We start from the raw sequence: 15,610 nt of genomic DNA on the forward strand, positions 1-15,610 counted from the left end.
CGACGCCCCATCTCCTACCGCAGCCGACTACCGTGCCGCGGCGACCGACGCCGCCCGTACCCGAGTCCGCCTGCTGCGGCGACGGTTTCGCGAACACAAGTCGATCCGCCGCCTACGTGAGAGGAACGCACCACCACCGTTCTAACAACCCCGGCATTTCGAGTGCGGCAGGTTTGAAGAAGATGGGGTTCAGCGAGGCACGCGATACCTACCGCCTCGCACGGCATACACCGCGTAGCCGAGCAGGGCGGCGATATATGCGACGGTAGGCACCGCGAGTGCCCAGACGCTGACCGCAACCTCGGCCGTACCTGACACCAGGGTGAACCATGTCAACAGCAGCAAGGTGGCTGCGCCGATCCACTCGAGGTCCTCGCTCATCCTGCGGTCGAACTCGGCGCGGTTTTCTGGCGCAGTCCAATAGGCGTGCGCGTCACGGCTCGGCAGATTGACGGCACCTCCGGGAAGCCGCGGAAGCAACACCCTTGCCCCGGCGAACAGTGCCGTCAACGCCAGCGCTGTCAGTCCCATTGACAGCAGAAACGACGAGGTCGAATCCGTTCTCGTCACCGATCCGGACCCGTCGAAATGCGCCGGCACGGTGTCTCCGGCTGTCGTGGCCAACCAGACCAACGACGCAGCAAACAGAGAGCACGCCACCCATATCGCGAGTTGCGACCCTGAGCGACGTGCCTTCTTCATGTGGTCCTGTCTACCTCACTTCATCTCGACCGTCTCGTCGGTGCGCTCACCGCGCCGGAATTGCTGGTAGCTGATGATTTCTCGCTTGACCACGGGGAGCAGTAAATACAAGCCGGTGATGTTGACCAGAGCCAGCAAGAACAGGGTGGCGTCGGCGAAATCGAGGACCGAACCCAGCGACAGCACAGTTCCGATGACGGTGAAGATGCAGAACATGGTGTTGAAGAACGTGCGGGAGAAACGGCTGCGTCCGAACAGCGACGTCCACGCCTGGAGTCCGTAGTACGCCCAGGTGATGGCCGTCGACAGTGCGAACAGCGCGACGGCGACGGTCAGCACGTACGGGAACCACGGCAGCACCGTCTCGAAGGCGTCGGAGGTGAGGGTGACGCCGCCAGCAGGGATTTCACCGGTCTCGGCAACGATCTGCCGTTGGTCCTGCCATGTCTGCGTGTTGGCGATGACGATGGTCAGCGCGGTTGCGGTGCAGATGACGACGGTGTCGATGAACGGTTCGAGCATTGCTACGAAACCCTCGGTGACCGGATGCCGGGTTTTGACTGCGGAGTGGGCGATGGCTGCAGAACCGAGGCCCGCTTCGTTGGAGAACGCTGCGCGTTGGAAGCCGATGATCATCACGCCCAGAATTCCGCCGGCCACACCCTCGGGCGAGAACGCGCCCTCGAAGATGGCTACGAAGGCCGAAGGAACGGAGGCGTAGTTGACGGCGATCACGATGCCACAGGCCGCAACGTAGACGATCGCCATCGCCGGAACGAGTTTCGCCGTCACTGCCGAGATCGACTTCATTCCGCCGATGATGACGACACCGATGATCATCGCAACGACGATGCCGAAGATCGTCTTGGCGCCGTCCGACCCCAGGAACCCGTCATCTCCGCCGGTGACGGCTCGGACCTGCGCGTAGGTTTGATTGGCCTGGAACATGTTTCCGCCGCTGATCGCAAAGAACGTGATGACGATCGCGTAGAAGACCGCCATTACCTTGCCGACCTTCGCGAGGCCCCGTTCCGCCAGCCCCTTGGTCAGGTACTTCATCGGGCCACCCGAGACGGTGCCGTCTTCGTTGATGTCTCGGTATTTCACGCCCAAGGTGCATTCGGTGAACTTGGACGCCATGCCGAGGAGACCGGCCAAGATCATCCACAGTGTGGCTCCGGGGCCACCGAGCGTGACGGCGACCGCGACGCCCGCGATGTTGCCGAGGCCGACGGTGCCCGATACGGCCGCGGTGAGGGCGCGGAAGTGACTGACTTCGCCGGGCGCGTCCGGTTCGTCCTCCTTACCGCTGACAAGAATCAAAGCGCGCTTGATTCCGCGGACCTGGATGAACTTGAAGGTGATGGTGAAGACGATGGCGCCGAGAATCAGCCACAGGACGATCAACGGAACGGCGGCGCCGCCGATGTCGACGGTGAAGAAGACGAAGTTGGTGACCGCGGCGGAGATCGGATCGAACGCGTCGTTGATCGCTGTCTCGATCGTGCTGATCGTCCCTCCGTCCGCGGCTATCAGGTCAAGTGCCAGGGGGTTCGAACTCATACTTCGCATACAACCGCACGCGGCATCGGGATGACCCCCTTTTGGGCGGACCATCGAACTTTTTTTACCTGATGTCGATCAGTGTCTGGACACCAACGACCGGAGGAAGAACATCAGGTTCGCGGGGCGTTCGGCGAGGCGACGCATGAAGTAGCGGTACCACTGGTCGCCGTACGGAACGTAGACGCGCACGGTGTTTCCTGCGCCGACGAGCCGGCGTTGTTCGGCGTCGCGAATGCCGTACAGCATTTGGAATTCGTACGAATCGGGTGTGCGCCCGGTTGTCTTCGCCAATCCCCCTGCAGCGTCGATCATCTGGGGATCGTGCGTCGCCACCATCGGATAACCCTGGCCCTCCATGAGCACTGCGAGACACCGGACGTAGGAGTCCGACACGTCCGCGGGTTTCTGGAACGCCACGGATTCGGGTTCGTTGTAGGCGCCCTTGCACAAGCGGATTCTCGACCGGTGACCCGACAGTGAGCGGCAATCCTCTTCGGTGCGTTTCAGATACGCCTGTAGCACCGTGCCGAGGTCGGGAAACTCTCGACGAAGTTCACGCACGATCGACAGCGTCGAATCCGTCGTCGTGTGATCCTCGGCGTCGACGGTGACCCACACGCCCGCCCCGTCGGCGGCCGCGCAGATCGTTCGGGCGTTCTCGATGGCAAGCGACCGGTCGATGCCCTGCCCCAGTGCCGACAGTTTCACCGACACTTCGAGTGAGCGATGTGCACCGTCGAGCGCCGAATACGCCCGCAGCAGCGACAAATACGCATCGACTGTGGCGGTGGCCTGCGCTGCGTCGGTGGTGTCCTCGCCCAGATAGTCGACGGAAACGAAGCGTCCGCTTCCGAGTAGGTCGGCAACCGCGGACACGACCTCCGGTTCGGTTTCACCGGCGACGAAACGCTCCACCAGTTGACGGGTGATGGGCAACTTGCTCATCGTGGCTTCGATCCTCGGCGATCGAGCCGCCGCCAACAGTGCCGGGCGTAGCGGGTTGCTGCGTACGGTCGTCATGTCGTGCCCTCGCCGTCCTGGTGTGGGTAGCGGTGCGTTGTCGGAGGGACGAACGTTTCCTTGACGGTGCGTGCGGACGCCCAGCGCAAGAGGTTCTGCGGCGAGCCGGCTTTGTCGTTGGTGCCGGAGGCGCGGGCCCCACCGAAAGGCTGTTGTCCCACAACCGCTCCCGTCGGCTTGTCGTTGATGTAGAAGTTTCCGGCCGCGAAGCGCAACGCCCGGTGGGCCTCGTCGACGGCGGTGCGATCGTTCGCGATGACGGCGCCCGTGAGCGCATACTTCGACCCTGAGTCGACGAGCTTCAGAATGTCGGGATACTGCGCGTCTTCGTAGACGTGCACGGCGAGGATCGGTCCGAAATATTCGGTCGAGAACGCGTCGTCGGTCGGGTCGTCACCCACCAGGACTGTCGGGTCGACGAAGTAGCCTTCGGAGTCGTCGCACGTTCCGCCCGCGGCGATGGTGAGGCTGGGCGTCGACTTCGCCCGTTCGAGGGCGGCGGCGTTGCGGTCGAACGCGCGCCTGTCGATGACGGCGCCGCCGTAGTTCGACAGGTCCGTCACGTCGCCGTATTTCAGCTGCGAGACCTGCTCCACGAACGAGTCACCCATCTCGGCCCAGACGGATTTGGGGACGAATGCCCGAGATGCTGCCGAGCACTTCTGGCCCTGGTAGTCGAAGGCGCCACGGATGAGGGCGGTGGTCAGCACCTCGGGGTCGGCGGAGGAGTGCGCGAGGACGAAGTCCTTGCCTCCGGTCTCGCCGACGAGGCGGGGGTAGGCGTTGTAATTCGAGATGTTGTTGCCCACCTCGCGCCACAGATGCTGGAACGTCGCGGTCGAGCCGGTGAAATGGATGCCGGCCAGGCGTGGATCGTTCAGTGCGACTTCGGAGACGAGCGGGCCGTCACCGAGGACGAGGTTGATGACACCCGGGGGCAATCCGGCGGCTTCGAGTAGTTGCAGTGTCAGGTACGCGGCAACGGACTGGGTGGGCGACGGCTTCCACAGCACGGTGTTGCCCATCAGTGCGGGCGCGGTCGGCAGGTTGCCGGCAATCGCGGTGAAGTTGAAGGGTGTGATGGCGTAGACGAAACCCTCGAGGGGGCGGTACTCCACCCGATTCCAGACGCCGGGCGACGAGACGGGCTGGTCCGCGAGGATCTGTCGGGCGAACGCGACGTTGAACCGCCAGAAGTCGATCAGCTCGCAGGGGGAGTCGATTTCGGCCTGATAGGCGGACTTCGACTGGCCGAGCATCGTGGCAGCGGCGATCTTTTCGCGCCACGGGCCCGCCAACAGGTCGGCTGCGCGAAGAAAGACCGCGGCGCGATCGTCGAACGGCAAGTCTCGCCAGCCCGGGGCTGCCGCGGTGGCCGCGTCGATGGCGTCACGGACGTCCTCGTGGGTGGCACCGGAGAAGCTACCGATGACCGACGAGTGCCGATGGGGTTGCACCACGTCCACGCGCGCGCCCCCGGCGACGCGGTGAACGCCGCCGATGACCTGGCGGATGTCCGTCGGTGTAGCCTGTAGCGCGTCGAGCTGCACGCGAAGGCGGGCTCGCTCGGGGGTGCCGGGTGCGTACGAACCGACGGGCTCGTTGGTCGGCGTTGGAACCGAAGTGACGGCGTCCACTGTGATCCTCCTGCTGTGCTCGGGTGATGCCCATTGAAGTCGCGGAGGAGCCGCAAGTATTCTGCCGTTCGGCCAAAGATCGTGTGGTTGACTTGTTCAGGTGAACGAACGCCTACCGCTGGGCTCGCTGCTTCGCGCGCTCCACGGCGCGTTCGTCGAGCTGGTGTACGCGCCCGTCGGGCCGGACGCGACCATCGGATCGGTGGCGCTGCTCGACGCCGACGAACTCTCCGGCGTGAGCGCCGGTGCCGACCTGTGTCTGATCGTCGGCGCTCCCGATGCGCTGGTGGTCGCATGGCTCGACGAGTTGGCGCTACGCGGCGTCGACGAGCGGCCGCGCGCGGTGATGGCCAAGGGGACGTCGGCGGCTACGCATCACGCGGCCAAGGCGTCGGGCATCGCTCTGGTGTCGGTGCACGCGCAGACGCGGTGGGAACGGCTGCTGTCGATGATCAGGGGTGTGCTCGATCATTCGGTGCAGCGCGCCCCGCTCCTTCCTGGAGGCCCTCTCGGTGCGGAATCCCAGGACACCGACCTGTACGGGTTGGCACGCACCGTCGCATCGCTGACGAAGGGGATGGTCAGCATCGAGGACGAGCGTTCGCACGTGCTGGCGTACTCGGCCGCGGACGACGCAGCGGACGAACTCCGCACCCTGTCGATCCTCGGCCGTGAGGGACCTGCCGATTACCTTCGACGGCTGCGTGAGTGGGGCGTTTTCGACAAGATCCGGCGAAGTGACGACGTGGTCGAGGTTCCGGCCGACGACGATCTCGGGATCAGGCGTCGACTCGTCGTGGGCATCCGGTCGATTCCCGACGCCTCGGGCGCAGTCGCCACCCTCGGCGCCATCTGGGTGCAGGAAGGCGGCGTGCCGATAGCGCCGGACGCCGACGGTGTTCTGCAGGGTGCCGCTGCCGTCGCAGCGAGATTGATCAAACGGATACTCGACGCGCCGACCAACGAGGCACTTCAAATCCAGCGACTTTTGGGTGCGCGCGGAGGCGGCGTCGACATTCCGTCGCTCGCTGCGGCACTGTCTATTTCGTCCACGGGGCCCGCCGCGGTGGTCGGGTTCGCGGGCATGACCGACTTCTCGGTCGGTCATCTTTCGAGCGCACTACGGTTGCACGCCAGCGCTTTTCACCGTTCCTCACTCGCCACTGCGATGGGTGACCGCATCTACGTGTTGTTCCCTGGCGAGATCGTCGCGCGTTCGCTCGAGTCCTGGGCCCGCGACGTGATTGCCAGGATCGATCAACGCACGGGCATCGGCCTGCGGGCTGCTCTCGTCGTGCCGGTCGCGACTCTCGCAGACGTCGCCGCGGCGCGCTTCGAGGTGGACCGAGTGCTCGATCGCACGACCGGTGACAACAGGGTCACGACGCTCGCCGAATCCCGAACGTCGGTGTTGCTGAGCGAAATAATCGAACTCGTCGGCAATCACGAGCACCTACTCGATCCGAGAATCGAGCGCTTGCGGGCATACGACGCCAAGACCGGATCGCCGATGACCGAAAGCCTCGCGGCGTACCTGGCTCACTTCGGGGACGTTCGAGGTGCCGCAGGCGAATTGCAGGTTCATCCGAACACGTTGCGTTACCGCATCAAACGGGTCGAAGAGATATTGGGCGCAGACCTTTCGAACGCGGACGAGCGACTGCTCGTCGAGCTGCAACTGCGCATCGAACAGCAACTCCGCATCAGATCGCGCTCCGGATTCCCGCGGTGAGAAGCGCCGCCAGCTCCGTGTATGCCTGCGAGTCGTCGAGACCGGTGCGTTCGGCGACCTCTCTGGACTGAATGCGCGCCATCGTCGACGCGGCGACGTCCGCGACGAATGCCGCATGGACAGTCCGCACTTCGCCCGAGGCCGTGCCGGCGTCGACGAGCTCCTGCACGCGCTTCGCTGCGAAAGCGGTGTTTTGCTCGTACACCTCCCGCGCCGGTACGAATGCGGCGAGGTCCTCCATGAACCGGCGCGACGCCGGTTGCAGCGCGACGCCGACGGCGGACAGATATGCGGTCAGGCGCTCGGTGGTGCCCCGTACGTCGGCGATCGCAGCTTCGACACGCTCGGTGGCCCCGCGGAAGAAGTGAACGGTTGCCGCACGCACGAGCTGCTCTTTGCTTCCGGCAAGGGTATAGAGCGTCGATTTGCTGCAGCGCAGCCGCGACGCGATCTCGTCGAGGGTCAGGTGGGCGAAACCCTCGGCAAGGAGCAACTCGACCAGCTGATCGAAAAGTTCGGCTCGTCGAGCCGTTGCGTGCGCTGCCGTCATAGGTGGATAGTACTGTAGAGAAACCCTCAGTACTGTCAGGAGTCCAGGTGCCCGTCGAACGTCTATTGCCCACCGCTGAATCCCGCGATCTGATTGAGCTCACCCGCGCTGTCGCGGACAAGGTCCTCGACCCCATCGTCGACGAGCACGAGAAGAACGAGACGTACCCCGACGGTGTCTTCGCCACCCTCGGCGAGGCGGGCTTGCTCTCTCTACCGTTTCCCGAGGAGTGGGGCGGCGGCGGTCAGCCCTACGAGGTCTACCTGCAGGTGCTCGAGGAGCTCGCCGCGCGCTGGGCAGCCGTCGCGGTGGCCGTCAGCGTTCACTCGTTGGCATGCTCGCCCCTGCTCGTGTTCGGCACCGAAGAGCAGAAGCAGCGCTGGCTGCCGGACATGTTGGCCGGACACCTGATCGGCGCGTACAGCCTGTCCGAGCCCCAGGCTGGATCCGATGCCGCGGCCCTGACCTGCAAGGCCATCCCGAAGGGGGACGGATACGTCGTCAGCGGTGCCAAAGCCTGGATCACGCACGGAGGCATCGCCGACTTCTACAACCTTTTCGCCCGCACCGGCGAGGGCTCGAAGGGTGTGTCCTGCTTCCTGATTCCGAAGGATCAGGAAGGCCTGTCGTTCGGCAAGCCGGAAGAGAAGATGGGTCTACATTCCGTTCCCACCACCGCGGCCAACTACGACAACGCGTTCGTCTCGGCCGAACGGCGCCTCGGGACAGAGGGGCAAGGGCTGCAGATCGCATTCAGCGCGCTCGACTCCGGCCGCCTCGGCATCGCGGCGGTGGCCGTCGGTATCGCGCAGGCAGCTCTGGACGACGCCGTCGCCTACGCCAACGAGCGCACTGCGTTCGGGAAGAAGATCGTCGACCATCAGGGACTCGGATTTCTGTTGGCAGACATGGCCGCAGCGGTCGACTCGGCTCGCGCGACCTACCTCGACGCCGCACGCAGACGCGACGCCGGACTCGACTATTCGCGGGCCGCGTCAGTCGCCAAGCTCATCGCCACCGATGCCGCGATGAAGGTGACCACCGACGCCGTGCAGGTGTTCGGTGGCTACGGCTACACGAGGGACTTCCGGGTCGAGCGGTACATGCGCGACGCCAAGATCACGCAGATCTTCGAGGGCACCAACCAGATTCAACGCCTCGTCATCGCGCGGAGCTTGAAGCGGGTGGGCTAGCCTCGCCGTATGGCTGACATCCAGGTCGACACACCGAACGGATCCATCGATGCATTGTTCGAGAGGCCGTCTGGAGATGGACAGTGGCCCGGAGTCGTCATCGTTCACGATGCCTTCGGGCTGACCGACGACACGAGAAGCATCACGCGACGGTTCGCCGAGCACGGATACGTTGCGCTGGCTCCGGACCTGTACAGCCGCGGTGGCGCTCGCAAATGCGTCATCGGTGTCTTTCGCGCGTTGCTGGGGCAGAGCGGGGTGGCCGTCGACGATCTACTCGCAGCACGTGAGTTCTTGGCCGGTCATGCCGATGTCGCGGGGAAGGTCGGCATCGTCGGATTCTGCATGGGCGGCGGGTTCGCTCTGCTGCTCTCGCCCAGCGGTTTCGATGCCAGCGCACCGTTCTACGGCATTACTCCCCGGCGCGTGGACGAGGTGCTGAGCGGTGCGTGCCCAATTGTCGCGTCCTACGGCAAAAACGACCCGACGCTGATCGGCGCCGGCAGGAAGATCGAGAAGGTGCTGACGGAGAAGGGAATACCGCACGACGTCAAGACCTACCCCGGTGCGAGTCACAGTTTCGCCAACGCCCTGCCGTCAGGACCTGCAGGTGCACTCGCCCGGGTCGCCGGAGTGGGATGGCGGGGCGAGCAGGCCGAAGACGCATTCGGGCGCGTGTTTCGGTTCTTCGAAACTCACCTTCACTGAAGTTCGGGCATCGACTGCTTGCCCTTGAGCCAGCGGTTGGGGAGCCGGCCGACCAACTCGCCCAGCGGATTGACGGCCTGGGAAAGGATCTCGACGGAGTCCTGCAGGATGTCGATGCTGATGCCCATGCGTTCGAGGTTGGGCGCCAGCTGCGCGAGCGTCTCGGACAACGTCACCAGCTGATCGAGTGGGCCGCCCTCTGCGGTCAGCCGCTCCACGGCGCCGCCCTCGGCAAGCAGTTGCTCGAGCAGGCCACCCTCCTGAATCATCCGCTCGATGATGCCTCCGTCGCGGGTCAGGAGTTCGAGTGGGCCGTCCGACGCGGTGAGGCGTTCGAGCGGACCGTCGACCGCGGTCATGCGGTCCAGCAGGCCGCCCTCGGCCAGTAGTCGTTCGAGTGGACCGTCCTCGGCGAGCAAACGGTCGAGGGGTCCGCCCTTGGCGGTGATCCTGTCGACCGGTCCGCCCGGCGCCAGCAACCGTTCGAGGGTGCCCTCTTCCGAAGTAAGGCGGTCGACGACGCCACCGTTGGACAGCAGTCGGTCCACCGGCCCGCCTTCGCGCAGTGCGTTTCCGAGCGCGCGATCATCCGAGGTCAGTTGCCCCAGCTGAGTGAGCAGTTGCATCGTGCCGCCCTTGGGATTGGTGACCGACGCGATGTTGGCGGGGGACGCCATGCCCGATTCGAGCGCGAACCGGGTGGTGCTGAGGATTGTTCCGGTCACTTGAAGGGCCGTCTCGGCAATGGCGATCCCTGCACGTGCTGGCAATGTGATCGCGGACACCCAGTTCATGGTTTTACTGTAACCGCTGGAGACATCAGTGCAGCAGCTTCAGGCCGACGACGCAGCCGACGATGCCCACGAGCAGAGCGATCTTGATCCAGGACGCAGGCTCGTCGCCCGTCGCCATCGCATAGGCAACGGTCAGAGCTGCACCGATGCCCACCCAGACGGCATACGCGGTGCCGATGGGCAGCGTCCGCATCGAATAGGCCAAACCGGCCATGCTGATCAACAATCCGACTCCGAACACCACCGAAGGTGCCAGCCGAGTGAATCCCTCCGATTTGCCGAGGGCTGTCGCCCACACAGCTTCGAAGACACCGGAAATCACGAGAACTATCCACGCCACGAGGAAACACTCCCATGCACCGTCTTGTCGTAGGCCGGGTACGGTGCGCTCGTCCGTCAGTCCTTTCAGACTAGTACGATTGTACCACTTTGATGCCGGTGCCCGTCAGTAGGCATATGTGTTGTCCGGCGCCGGAATCTGCTCGACGCCGGTGACGGTCATTGTCGGGACGTTCCCAGTTGCGGGCGACGACTTCCCGACGGTCCCGCGAACGCGCAACCATTCGCCCTGCTGCCACTCGCTGGTCGGGGGCTTGTCCAGATGAATGCGGATGGACCGCGCGTCGGCCGCGCAGCAGATGATGAGGATCCGAGCGAGGTCGACGCCGCCGTCGGGGTTGTCGACGGGCATTCCCGTCACTGTGATCTCCCGTCCGTCGAGGCTGCCGGTGGTGTCGCGAGCAGCACGCTGGACCACGTCGAGCATCGGTACCTCAGGGGCTTCGCCGTCGGGCAGCGGCGCGAATGCGGTTCGTTCGAGCGGACCAGACTCGGCCACCCGATCCGACACCGAAGACACACTCAGAGCGGGCGGCGCCACGAACAGAATCAGCGCGGCAGGTATCATCAGCAGCGAGTACGGTCGGCTGCTGTGCGTATGGCCCTCCTCGTCGGAACCTTCGTGCGGCGGTCCGCCCCGGGAGACGTCGCGCACGATCGCGGCGAGGGCCAGCACCACGATCAACGCCCCGCTCGCCAACAGATAGGGGTGCAGGCTCGGTTTGACGTACCGCACGAAGCTGCCGTCGAGCGCAATCTTGACCATCGCGCCGCCGACGAGCACCAGCAGTACGTTCTGCGTTTCTCGCGTCATCGTGCACCCCCGAGCACGACGAATCCCGCGACGGTGGCGCAGACGATGGCAACGACGAACGTGACAGGCGCGAACCTGACGACGAATCCGCGCCCGAAGCTACCGGCCTGCATTGCGATGAGCTTGACGTCGACGGCGGGCCCGACAACGAGGAAGACCAGGCGCGGCAGCAGCGGCAACATCGACATACTGGCCGCGACGAACGCGTCGGCCTCCGAGCACAACGCGAGGACGACGGCCAGCACGGCCATCACCAGGATCGCGAGGAGCATCTGACCTGCCAGATGCTCGAGGATCGAGTCGGGCACGATGATGTGCAGCACCGCCGCGGCGCCTGCACCGAAGACGAGGAACGCTCCCGCCTGCAGCAGATCGTGACGCGCGGCCTCGGAGAACACCTCCCACTTGGATCGGCCGCTGCTCTCGTGGCGGTCGGCCAACTTCGCGGTGATCCACTCGGTCTTGCCCAGCCGCGCCCACAACCACCCCATCGTGAGAGCGGTAGCCAATGATCCGACGAACCGTGCGAGCACCATGCGCGGCTCCCCGGGAAAGGCGACAGCCGTCGAGACCAGCACCACCGGGTTGATCGCCGGAGCGGACAGGAGGAAAGCAAGTGCCGCCGATGCCGGCGCGCCCTGATCCATGAGTCGCCGGGACACGGGCACGGCGCCGCACTCGCAACCGGGGAGTGCCATGCCCGCGAGGCCGGACACCCCGACGGCCGCTGTCTCGCCCTTCGGTAGCAGCCGCCGGATGACGCGAGGGGATACGTATGCCGCGATGACACCGCTGACCAACACCCCGAGTACCAGGAAGGGCGTCGCCTGGACGAAGACGCCCAGGAAGATCGTTGCGCCCGTCTGTAGCTGCGGAATGGAGTTGACCGCGCCGACCAGCTCTTCTCGGAACACGATGGCCGATACGAGCAACAGTGCGAATACGTGCATGGAGTTGACGGAGACGCGGCGTCGCGGCGGCTGCTCGGTCCTGACCATCGCCGTCCATCATGCCTCACAGAAAACTCACAGCGAGAGGGCAGCAAGCGCGAAGGTGGCCGGTCCATGATGTAGCTGTGAGCAATACAGCAGAAGCCCGCGTACTGGTGGTGGACGACGAGCCGACGATTCTGGAACTGTTGTCGGTGAGCCTGAAATTCCAGGGCTTCGAGGTGCAGACGGCTTCGTCCGGGCCCGAAGGCCTCGACAAAGCACGCACCTTCCGGCCCGACGCGGTCATCCTCGACGTGATGATGCCCGGGATGGACGGCTTCGGACTTCTCCGACGCCTGCGCGCGGACGGCGTCGACGCCCCGGCGCTCTTCCTGACGGCACGCGACTCCGTCGAGGACAAGGTCTCCGGACTCACCCTCGGCGCCGACGACTACGTCACCAAGCCCTTCAGCCTCGAAGAGGTCGTTGCCCGGTTGCGTGTCATTCTGCGCCGGTCGGGACAGAAGGAGGAGGCGGCGCCGTCGCGAATCACGTTCGCGGACATCGAACTCGACGACGACACGCACGAAGTGTGGAAAGCCGGTGAGCCGGTGTCGTTGTCGCCGACGGAGTTCACGCTACTGCGGTACTTCATGATCAACGCGGGGACGGTACTGAGCAAGCCGCGCATCCTCGATCACGTCTGGCACTACGACTTCGGTGGTGAGGTCGGCGTCGTCGAGTCGTACGTGTCCTATCTGCGTCGCAAGGTCGATACCGGTGACACACGCCTGATTCACACTCTCCGCGGCGTCGGCTACGTCATGCGGCAACCGCGGTGAAGGCCCGGCTACGAGACGTGCCCCTGCGGTGGACGCTGGTGGCTGCACTGCTGTTCCTCGTCGCGGGTGGGCTCCTGGCGTCCGGCGTCGCTGTCACCTCGGCGCTCGAACGATCGCTGGTGGACCGCGTCGACCAAAGTTTGATCGAGGCCTCGCGCGGCTGGGCCGAGCCGCGGAACGAAAACATGCCACCACCCTTCGGTGACAATCGTCGGCCGCCCATCGATTTCTACGTCAAGACGGTCGGCTCGAACGGAGTCGTCCGGCTCGAAGAGGGCGAGAACTCGGACGCTCCCGATGTCGACGGCATCGACGCATCGCGTCCGGTCACAACCGGATCCGCAGATGGTGGAACCACGCAGTGGCGTGCTCTGACGATTACCAACGCGCAGGGCACGACGACGATCGCGCAGAGCTTGACGCCGACGAACCTGACGGTGGAGCGACTGATCAGGCTTCAAACAATGATCGGCGCAGTCGTTCTCGGGATTCTTGCGATCGTGACGTACTTCGTCGTCAGGCGAAGTCTGCGGCCACTGGTTCACGTCGAGGAAACCGCAGCGGCAATTGCCGCGGGTGATCTGCACGAACGGGTTCCAGAACGAAGCGAGCGTACCGAAATCGGCAGACTGTCGACAGCGCTCAACGGCATGCTGTCCCAAATTCAACGCGCATTCGCCGCGAGTGAGGCGTCGGAGGAAGCTGCCAGGGCGTCGGAAAGCAAGATGCGCCGGTTCGTCGCCGACGCCAGCCACGAGCTGCGCACTCCGCTGACCACCATCCGCGGCTTCGCCGAGCTCTACCGCCAGGGCGCGATGACCGACATGACCTCGCTGATGAACCGCATCGAAGGCGAAGCGTCACGCATGGGTCTGCTCGTGGAAGACCTGCTGATGCTCGCGCGCCTCGACGCGCAACGTCCGCTGGAGAACTCCTCCGTCGACGTCCTCGCGATCGCGGCCGACGCTGTCCACGACGCCCGAGCGGTCGCGCCGCAGCGTATCATCTCGCTGAAAGTGCTTCCGGGGCCCGGCATCCCCGTGGTCACCGGCGACGACGCTCGGCTGCGTCAGGTGCTCGGGAACCTCGTGAACAACGCAATCCGGCACGGCGAGGGCGACATCGGAGTCACAGTGGGCACGACGGACATCTCGGTGGTACTCGCCGTCCGCGACTCGGGCCCGGGGCTCTCTCCGGAGGAGTCCGCGCACGTCTTCGAACGGTTCTACCGGGCAGACTCGTCGCGCACCAGGGAGAGCGGCGGTAGCGGTCTCGGACTGTCGATCGTTGCTGCTCTCGTTGCTGCGCATCGAGGAACCGTCACAGTCGACAGCGCTCCCGGCGACGGCGCTACTTTTCGCGTCGTGCTGCCCCGCGCGCAGTAGAGCGGCACGCCAACACCACGAGCGCACCGACGACGGACGCCGCGGCAGTGAACAGCACCGCCGTGTTCCAGCCGTCGACCAACCCAGCCGCGGTAACGGTGTCGTTCGGAACCGCGAGTACGGCCACGATCGTCACGCCGACGGCCGAACCGACATAGCGGGCAGTGTTGTTGGCGCCGCTGCCCATCGCCGCGCGTCCGGCGGGAACACTGGCAACGGCTTCACGTCCGAGCGCTGCGTTGAGCACGCCGCTGGAGATTCCTGCGACGAGTAGGCCGGGTAGCAGGCGGGTCCATGTCGAATCCTCGGACAGGCCGAGCAGGAAGAGCTGCCCGACGGCAACACCCAGCAATCCGATGGCGAGCTGCGTTCCGCCGCTGACGCTCGCCGGGATCCGGCGTGCGAGCAGCGCGGTGACCACCGATGAACCGGACCAGGCGAACAGTAGGAACGCGGCGCTCAATGCGTCGATGCCGTAGGCGTTCCCGAGGAAGCCGGACATGAACGACATCAGCGCAATGATGCCGGCGCCGGTCATCAGGGCCGCGAATGTCGCTGCAACGAAGGCCGGTTGGGTGAACAGCGTGAGGTCCAACATCGCCGAACGGCTGCGAAATTCGAGCAGACCGAATGCGATCAACAGCAACGCCGACGCGACGAACAGTGCGATGGGGAGGGGCTGCGACCATCCCTGCCTTCCCTCGACGAGCGCGGCCAGAAGAGCGGACACACCGAGTCCGAGCAGGGCTGCGCCGACCGGATCCAGGCCACGCGGTGTCGACGTCCGTGATTCGACGAGCATGCGGTGCGCCGTGATCGCAAGCGCTGCTGCGAGAATCGCGAGCAGCCAGTAGGCGTCGCGCCACGACGCGGCGCGGTCCAGGCCCGCGGCAACCAGCGGACCGACGGCGATGCCGGCGCCGACGCTGGCACCCCAGATGCCGCTCGCACGTGCGCGCAGAGGTCCCACCGGGTGGGTGTGCGCGATGATGCCGAGGCTCGACGCCAACACCGCGGCGCCGCCGAGTCCCTGCAGGATTCGCGCGAGAACGAAGGGGAGAGTCCCGGGGGCGACCGCGCAGATCACCGAACCGACTGCCAGGACGGCGTTGCCGACGACGAAGACCCGGCGCCGCCCGATGTCGTCGGCGAGCGTCCCCGCGGTGAGCAGGGCGGCACCGAGTCCGATGCTCATCGAACTCAGAATCCACGTCGTGCCGGCGGCGTCGCTACCCAGTGTCCCGGCGGTCGACCTGATGGTGGCAAGAGGCGCGGTGAAGGCGACCAGGGTAAGCAGTGTTCCCAGCCCGGCGACGGTCAGTGCTCGTCGCTGCAGCATGGGGGTGTCTGTGACTGACATCGTGACCCTTCGGTTCGGTGACCGAACTGTAGCCCG

15 protein-coding genes and 1 riboswitch are annotated in these 15,610 nt (G+C 65.3%); of the genes, 5 read left to right on the forward strand and 10 right to left on the reverse strand.

The genetic code is table 11. From position 1 onward, the window contains the following. Positions 1–189 precede the first annotated feature (189 nt). The 4 genes from WBQ44_RS07330 to pruA all read right to left on the reverse strand — a co-directional run bounded on the left by WBQ44_RS07330 (position 190) and on the right by pruA (position 4,925). Positions 190–702, reverse strand: coding sequence for a hypothetical protein (locus tag WBQ44_RS07330; RefSeq protein WP_495566056.1), 513 nt, complete (start codon positions 700–702; stop codon positions 190–192). A 15-nt stretch (positions 703–717) separates the two neighbouring features. Further along, the gene (locus tag WBQ44_RS07335) at positions 718–2,265 is read right to left on the reverse strand and encodes an alanine/glycine:cation symporter family protein (RefSeq protein ID WP_495566057.1); all 1,548 of its coding nucleotides are present in this window, start codon (positions 2,263–2,265) and stop codon (positions 718–720) included. Positions 2,266–2,343: 78 nt separating this feature from the next. Then, on the reverse strand, positions 2,344–3,288 hold the full coding sequence (locus WBQ44_RS07340; RefSeq protein ID WP_495566058.1) for a proline dehydrogenase family protein: 945 nt from the start codon (positions 3,286–3,288) through the stop codon (positions 2,344–2,346). Further along, positions 3,285–4,925 carry an L-glutamate gamma-semialdehyde dehydrogenase gene (pruA, locus tag WBQ44_RS07345; protein ID WP_495566059.1) on the reverse strand — a complete coding sequence of 547 codons (1,641 nt, stop codon included), beginning with the start codon at positions 4,923–4,925 and terminating at the stop codon, positions 3,285–3,287. Before pruA ends, WBQ44_RS07340 begins: the two co-directional genes overlap by 4 nt. Before the next feature lie 100 nt (positions 4,926–5,025). On the opposite strand from pruA, the gene WBQ44_RS07350 reads away from it, so the two are divergent. Further along, the gene (locus WBQ44_RS07350; RefSeq protein WP_495566060.1) at positions 5,026–6,657 is read left to right on the forward strand and encodes a PucR family transcriptional regulator; all 1,632 of its coding nucleotides are present in this window, start codon (positions 5,026–5,028) and stop codon (positions 6,655–6,657) included. On the opposite strand, the gene WBQ44_RS07355 is transcribed toward WBQ44_RS07350, so the two are convergent. Beyond that, a complete protein-coding gene (locus WBQ44_RS07355) occupies positions 6,629–7,207 on the reverse strand; it encodes a TetR/AcrR family transcriptional regulator (RefSeq protein ID WP_495566061.1) in 579 nt (192 codons plus the stop codon). The two genes, WBQ44_RS07350 and WBQ44_RS07355, sit on opposite strands and share 29 nt — an antisense overlap. Positions 7,208–7,254: 47 nt before the next feature. On the opposite strand from WBQ44_RS07355, the gene WBQ44_RS07360 reads away from it, so the two are divergent. Together WBQ44_RS07360 and WBQ44_RS07365 are read left to right on the forward strand one after the other, a co-directional pair. Then, positions 7,255–8,400: an acyl-CoA dehydrogenase family protein gene (locus WBQ44_RS07360; RefSeq protein WP_495566062.1), complete on the forward strand. Its 1,146-nt coding sequence runs from the start codon at positions 7,255–7,257 to the stop codon at positions 8,398–8,400. A 9-nt stretch (positions 8,401–8,409) separates the two neighbouring features. After that, positions 8,410–9,108, forward strand: a complete 699-nt coding sequence (locus tag WBQ44_RS07365; protein WP_495566063.1) for a dienelactone hydrolase family protein — start codon at positions 8,410–8,412, stop codon at positions 9,106–9,108. Here the strand turns inward: WBQ44_RS07365 and WBQ44_RS07370 are convergent. From WBQ44_RS07370 to WBQ44_RS07385, 4 genes are all read right to left on the reverse strand, one after another. After that, positions 9,102–9,902 carry an ABC transporter gene (locus WBQ44_RS07370; RefSeq protein WP_495566064.1) on the reverse strand — a complete coding sequence of 267 codons (801 nt, stop codon included), beginning with the start codon at positions 9,900–9,902 and terminating at the stop codon, positions 9,102–9,104. The two genes, WBQ44_RS07365 and WBQ44_RS07370, sit on opposite strands and share 7 nt — an antisense overlap. Positions 9,903–9,927: 25 nt before the next feature. Beyond that, a complete protein-coding gene (locus WBQ44_RS07375) occupies positions 9,928–10,242 on the reverse strand; it encodes a DMT family transporter (protein WP_495566065.1) in 315 nt (104 codons plus the stop codon). Positions 10,243–10,255: 13 nt separating this feature from the next. Continuing rightward, positions 10,256–10,318: riboswitch (guanidine-III (ykkC-III) riboswitch) on the reverse strand. 29 nt (positions 10,319–10,347) lie between these two features. Continuing rightward, complete coding sequence (locus WBQ44_RS07380) at positions 10,348–11,055, reverse strand: TIGR03943 family putative permease subunit (protein ID WP_495566066.1); 708 nt, start codon at positions 11,053–11,055, stop codon at positions 10,348–10,350. Continuing rightward, positions 11,052–12,053 (reverse strand): permease, encoded by a 1,002-nt coding sequence (locus WBQ44_RS07385; RefSeq protein ID WP_495566067.1) that lies wholly within the window; start codon positions 12,051–12,053, stop codon positions 11,052–11,054. The genes WBQ44_RS07380 and WBQ44_RS07385 overlap by 4 nt, the downstream gene beginning before the upstream one ends. 77 nt (positions 12,054–12,130) lie before the next feature. Here WBQ44_RS07385 and WBQ44_RS07390 point away from each other — a divergent pair, with 77 nt between their 5' ends. Then, positions 12,131–12,829, forward strand: coding sequence for a response regulator transcription factor (locus tag WBQ44_RS07390; RefSeq protein ID WP_495566068.1), 699 nt, complete (start codon positions 12,131–12,133; stop codon positions 12,827–12,829). Positions 12,830–12,846: 17 nt separating this feature from the next. Beyond that, entirely contained in the window at positions 12,847–14,214 is a 1,368-nt protein-coding gene (locus tag WBQ44_RS07395) for a sensor histidine kinase (RefSeq protein ID WP_495566095.1), read from the forward strand. Here WBQ44_RS07395 and WBQ44_RS07400 read toward each other — a convergent pair. Next, on the reverse strand, positions 14,180–15,574 hold the full coding sequence (locus WBQ44_RS07400) for an MFS transporter (protein ID WP_495566069.1): 1,395 nt from the start codon (positions 15,572–15,574) through the stop codon (positions 14,180–14,182). The two genes, WBQ44_RS07395 and WBQ44_RS07400, sit on opposite strands and share 35 nt — an antisense overlap. Positions 15,575–15,610 lie beyond the last annotated feature (36 nt).

Origin of the sequence: Rhodococcus sp. (in: high G+C Gram-positive bacteria) (genome assembly GCF_049591685.1) — a bacterium.
In the GTDB taxonomy this organism is placed as follows: domain Bacteria; phylum Actinomycetota; class Actinomycetes; order Mycobacteriales; family Mycobacteriaceae; genus Rhodococcoides.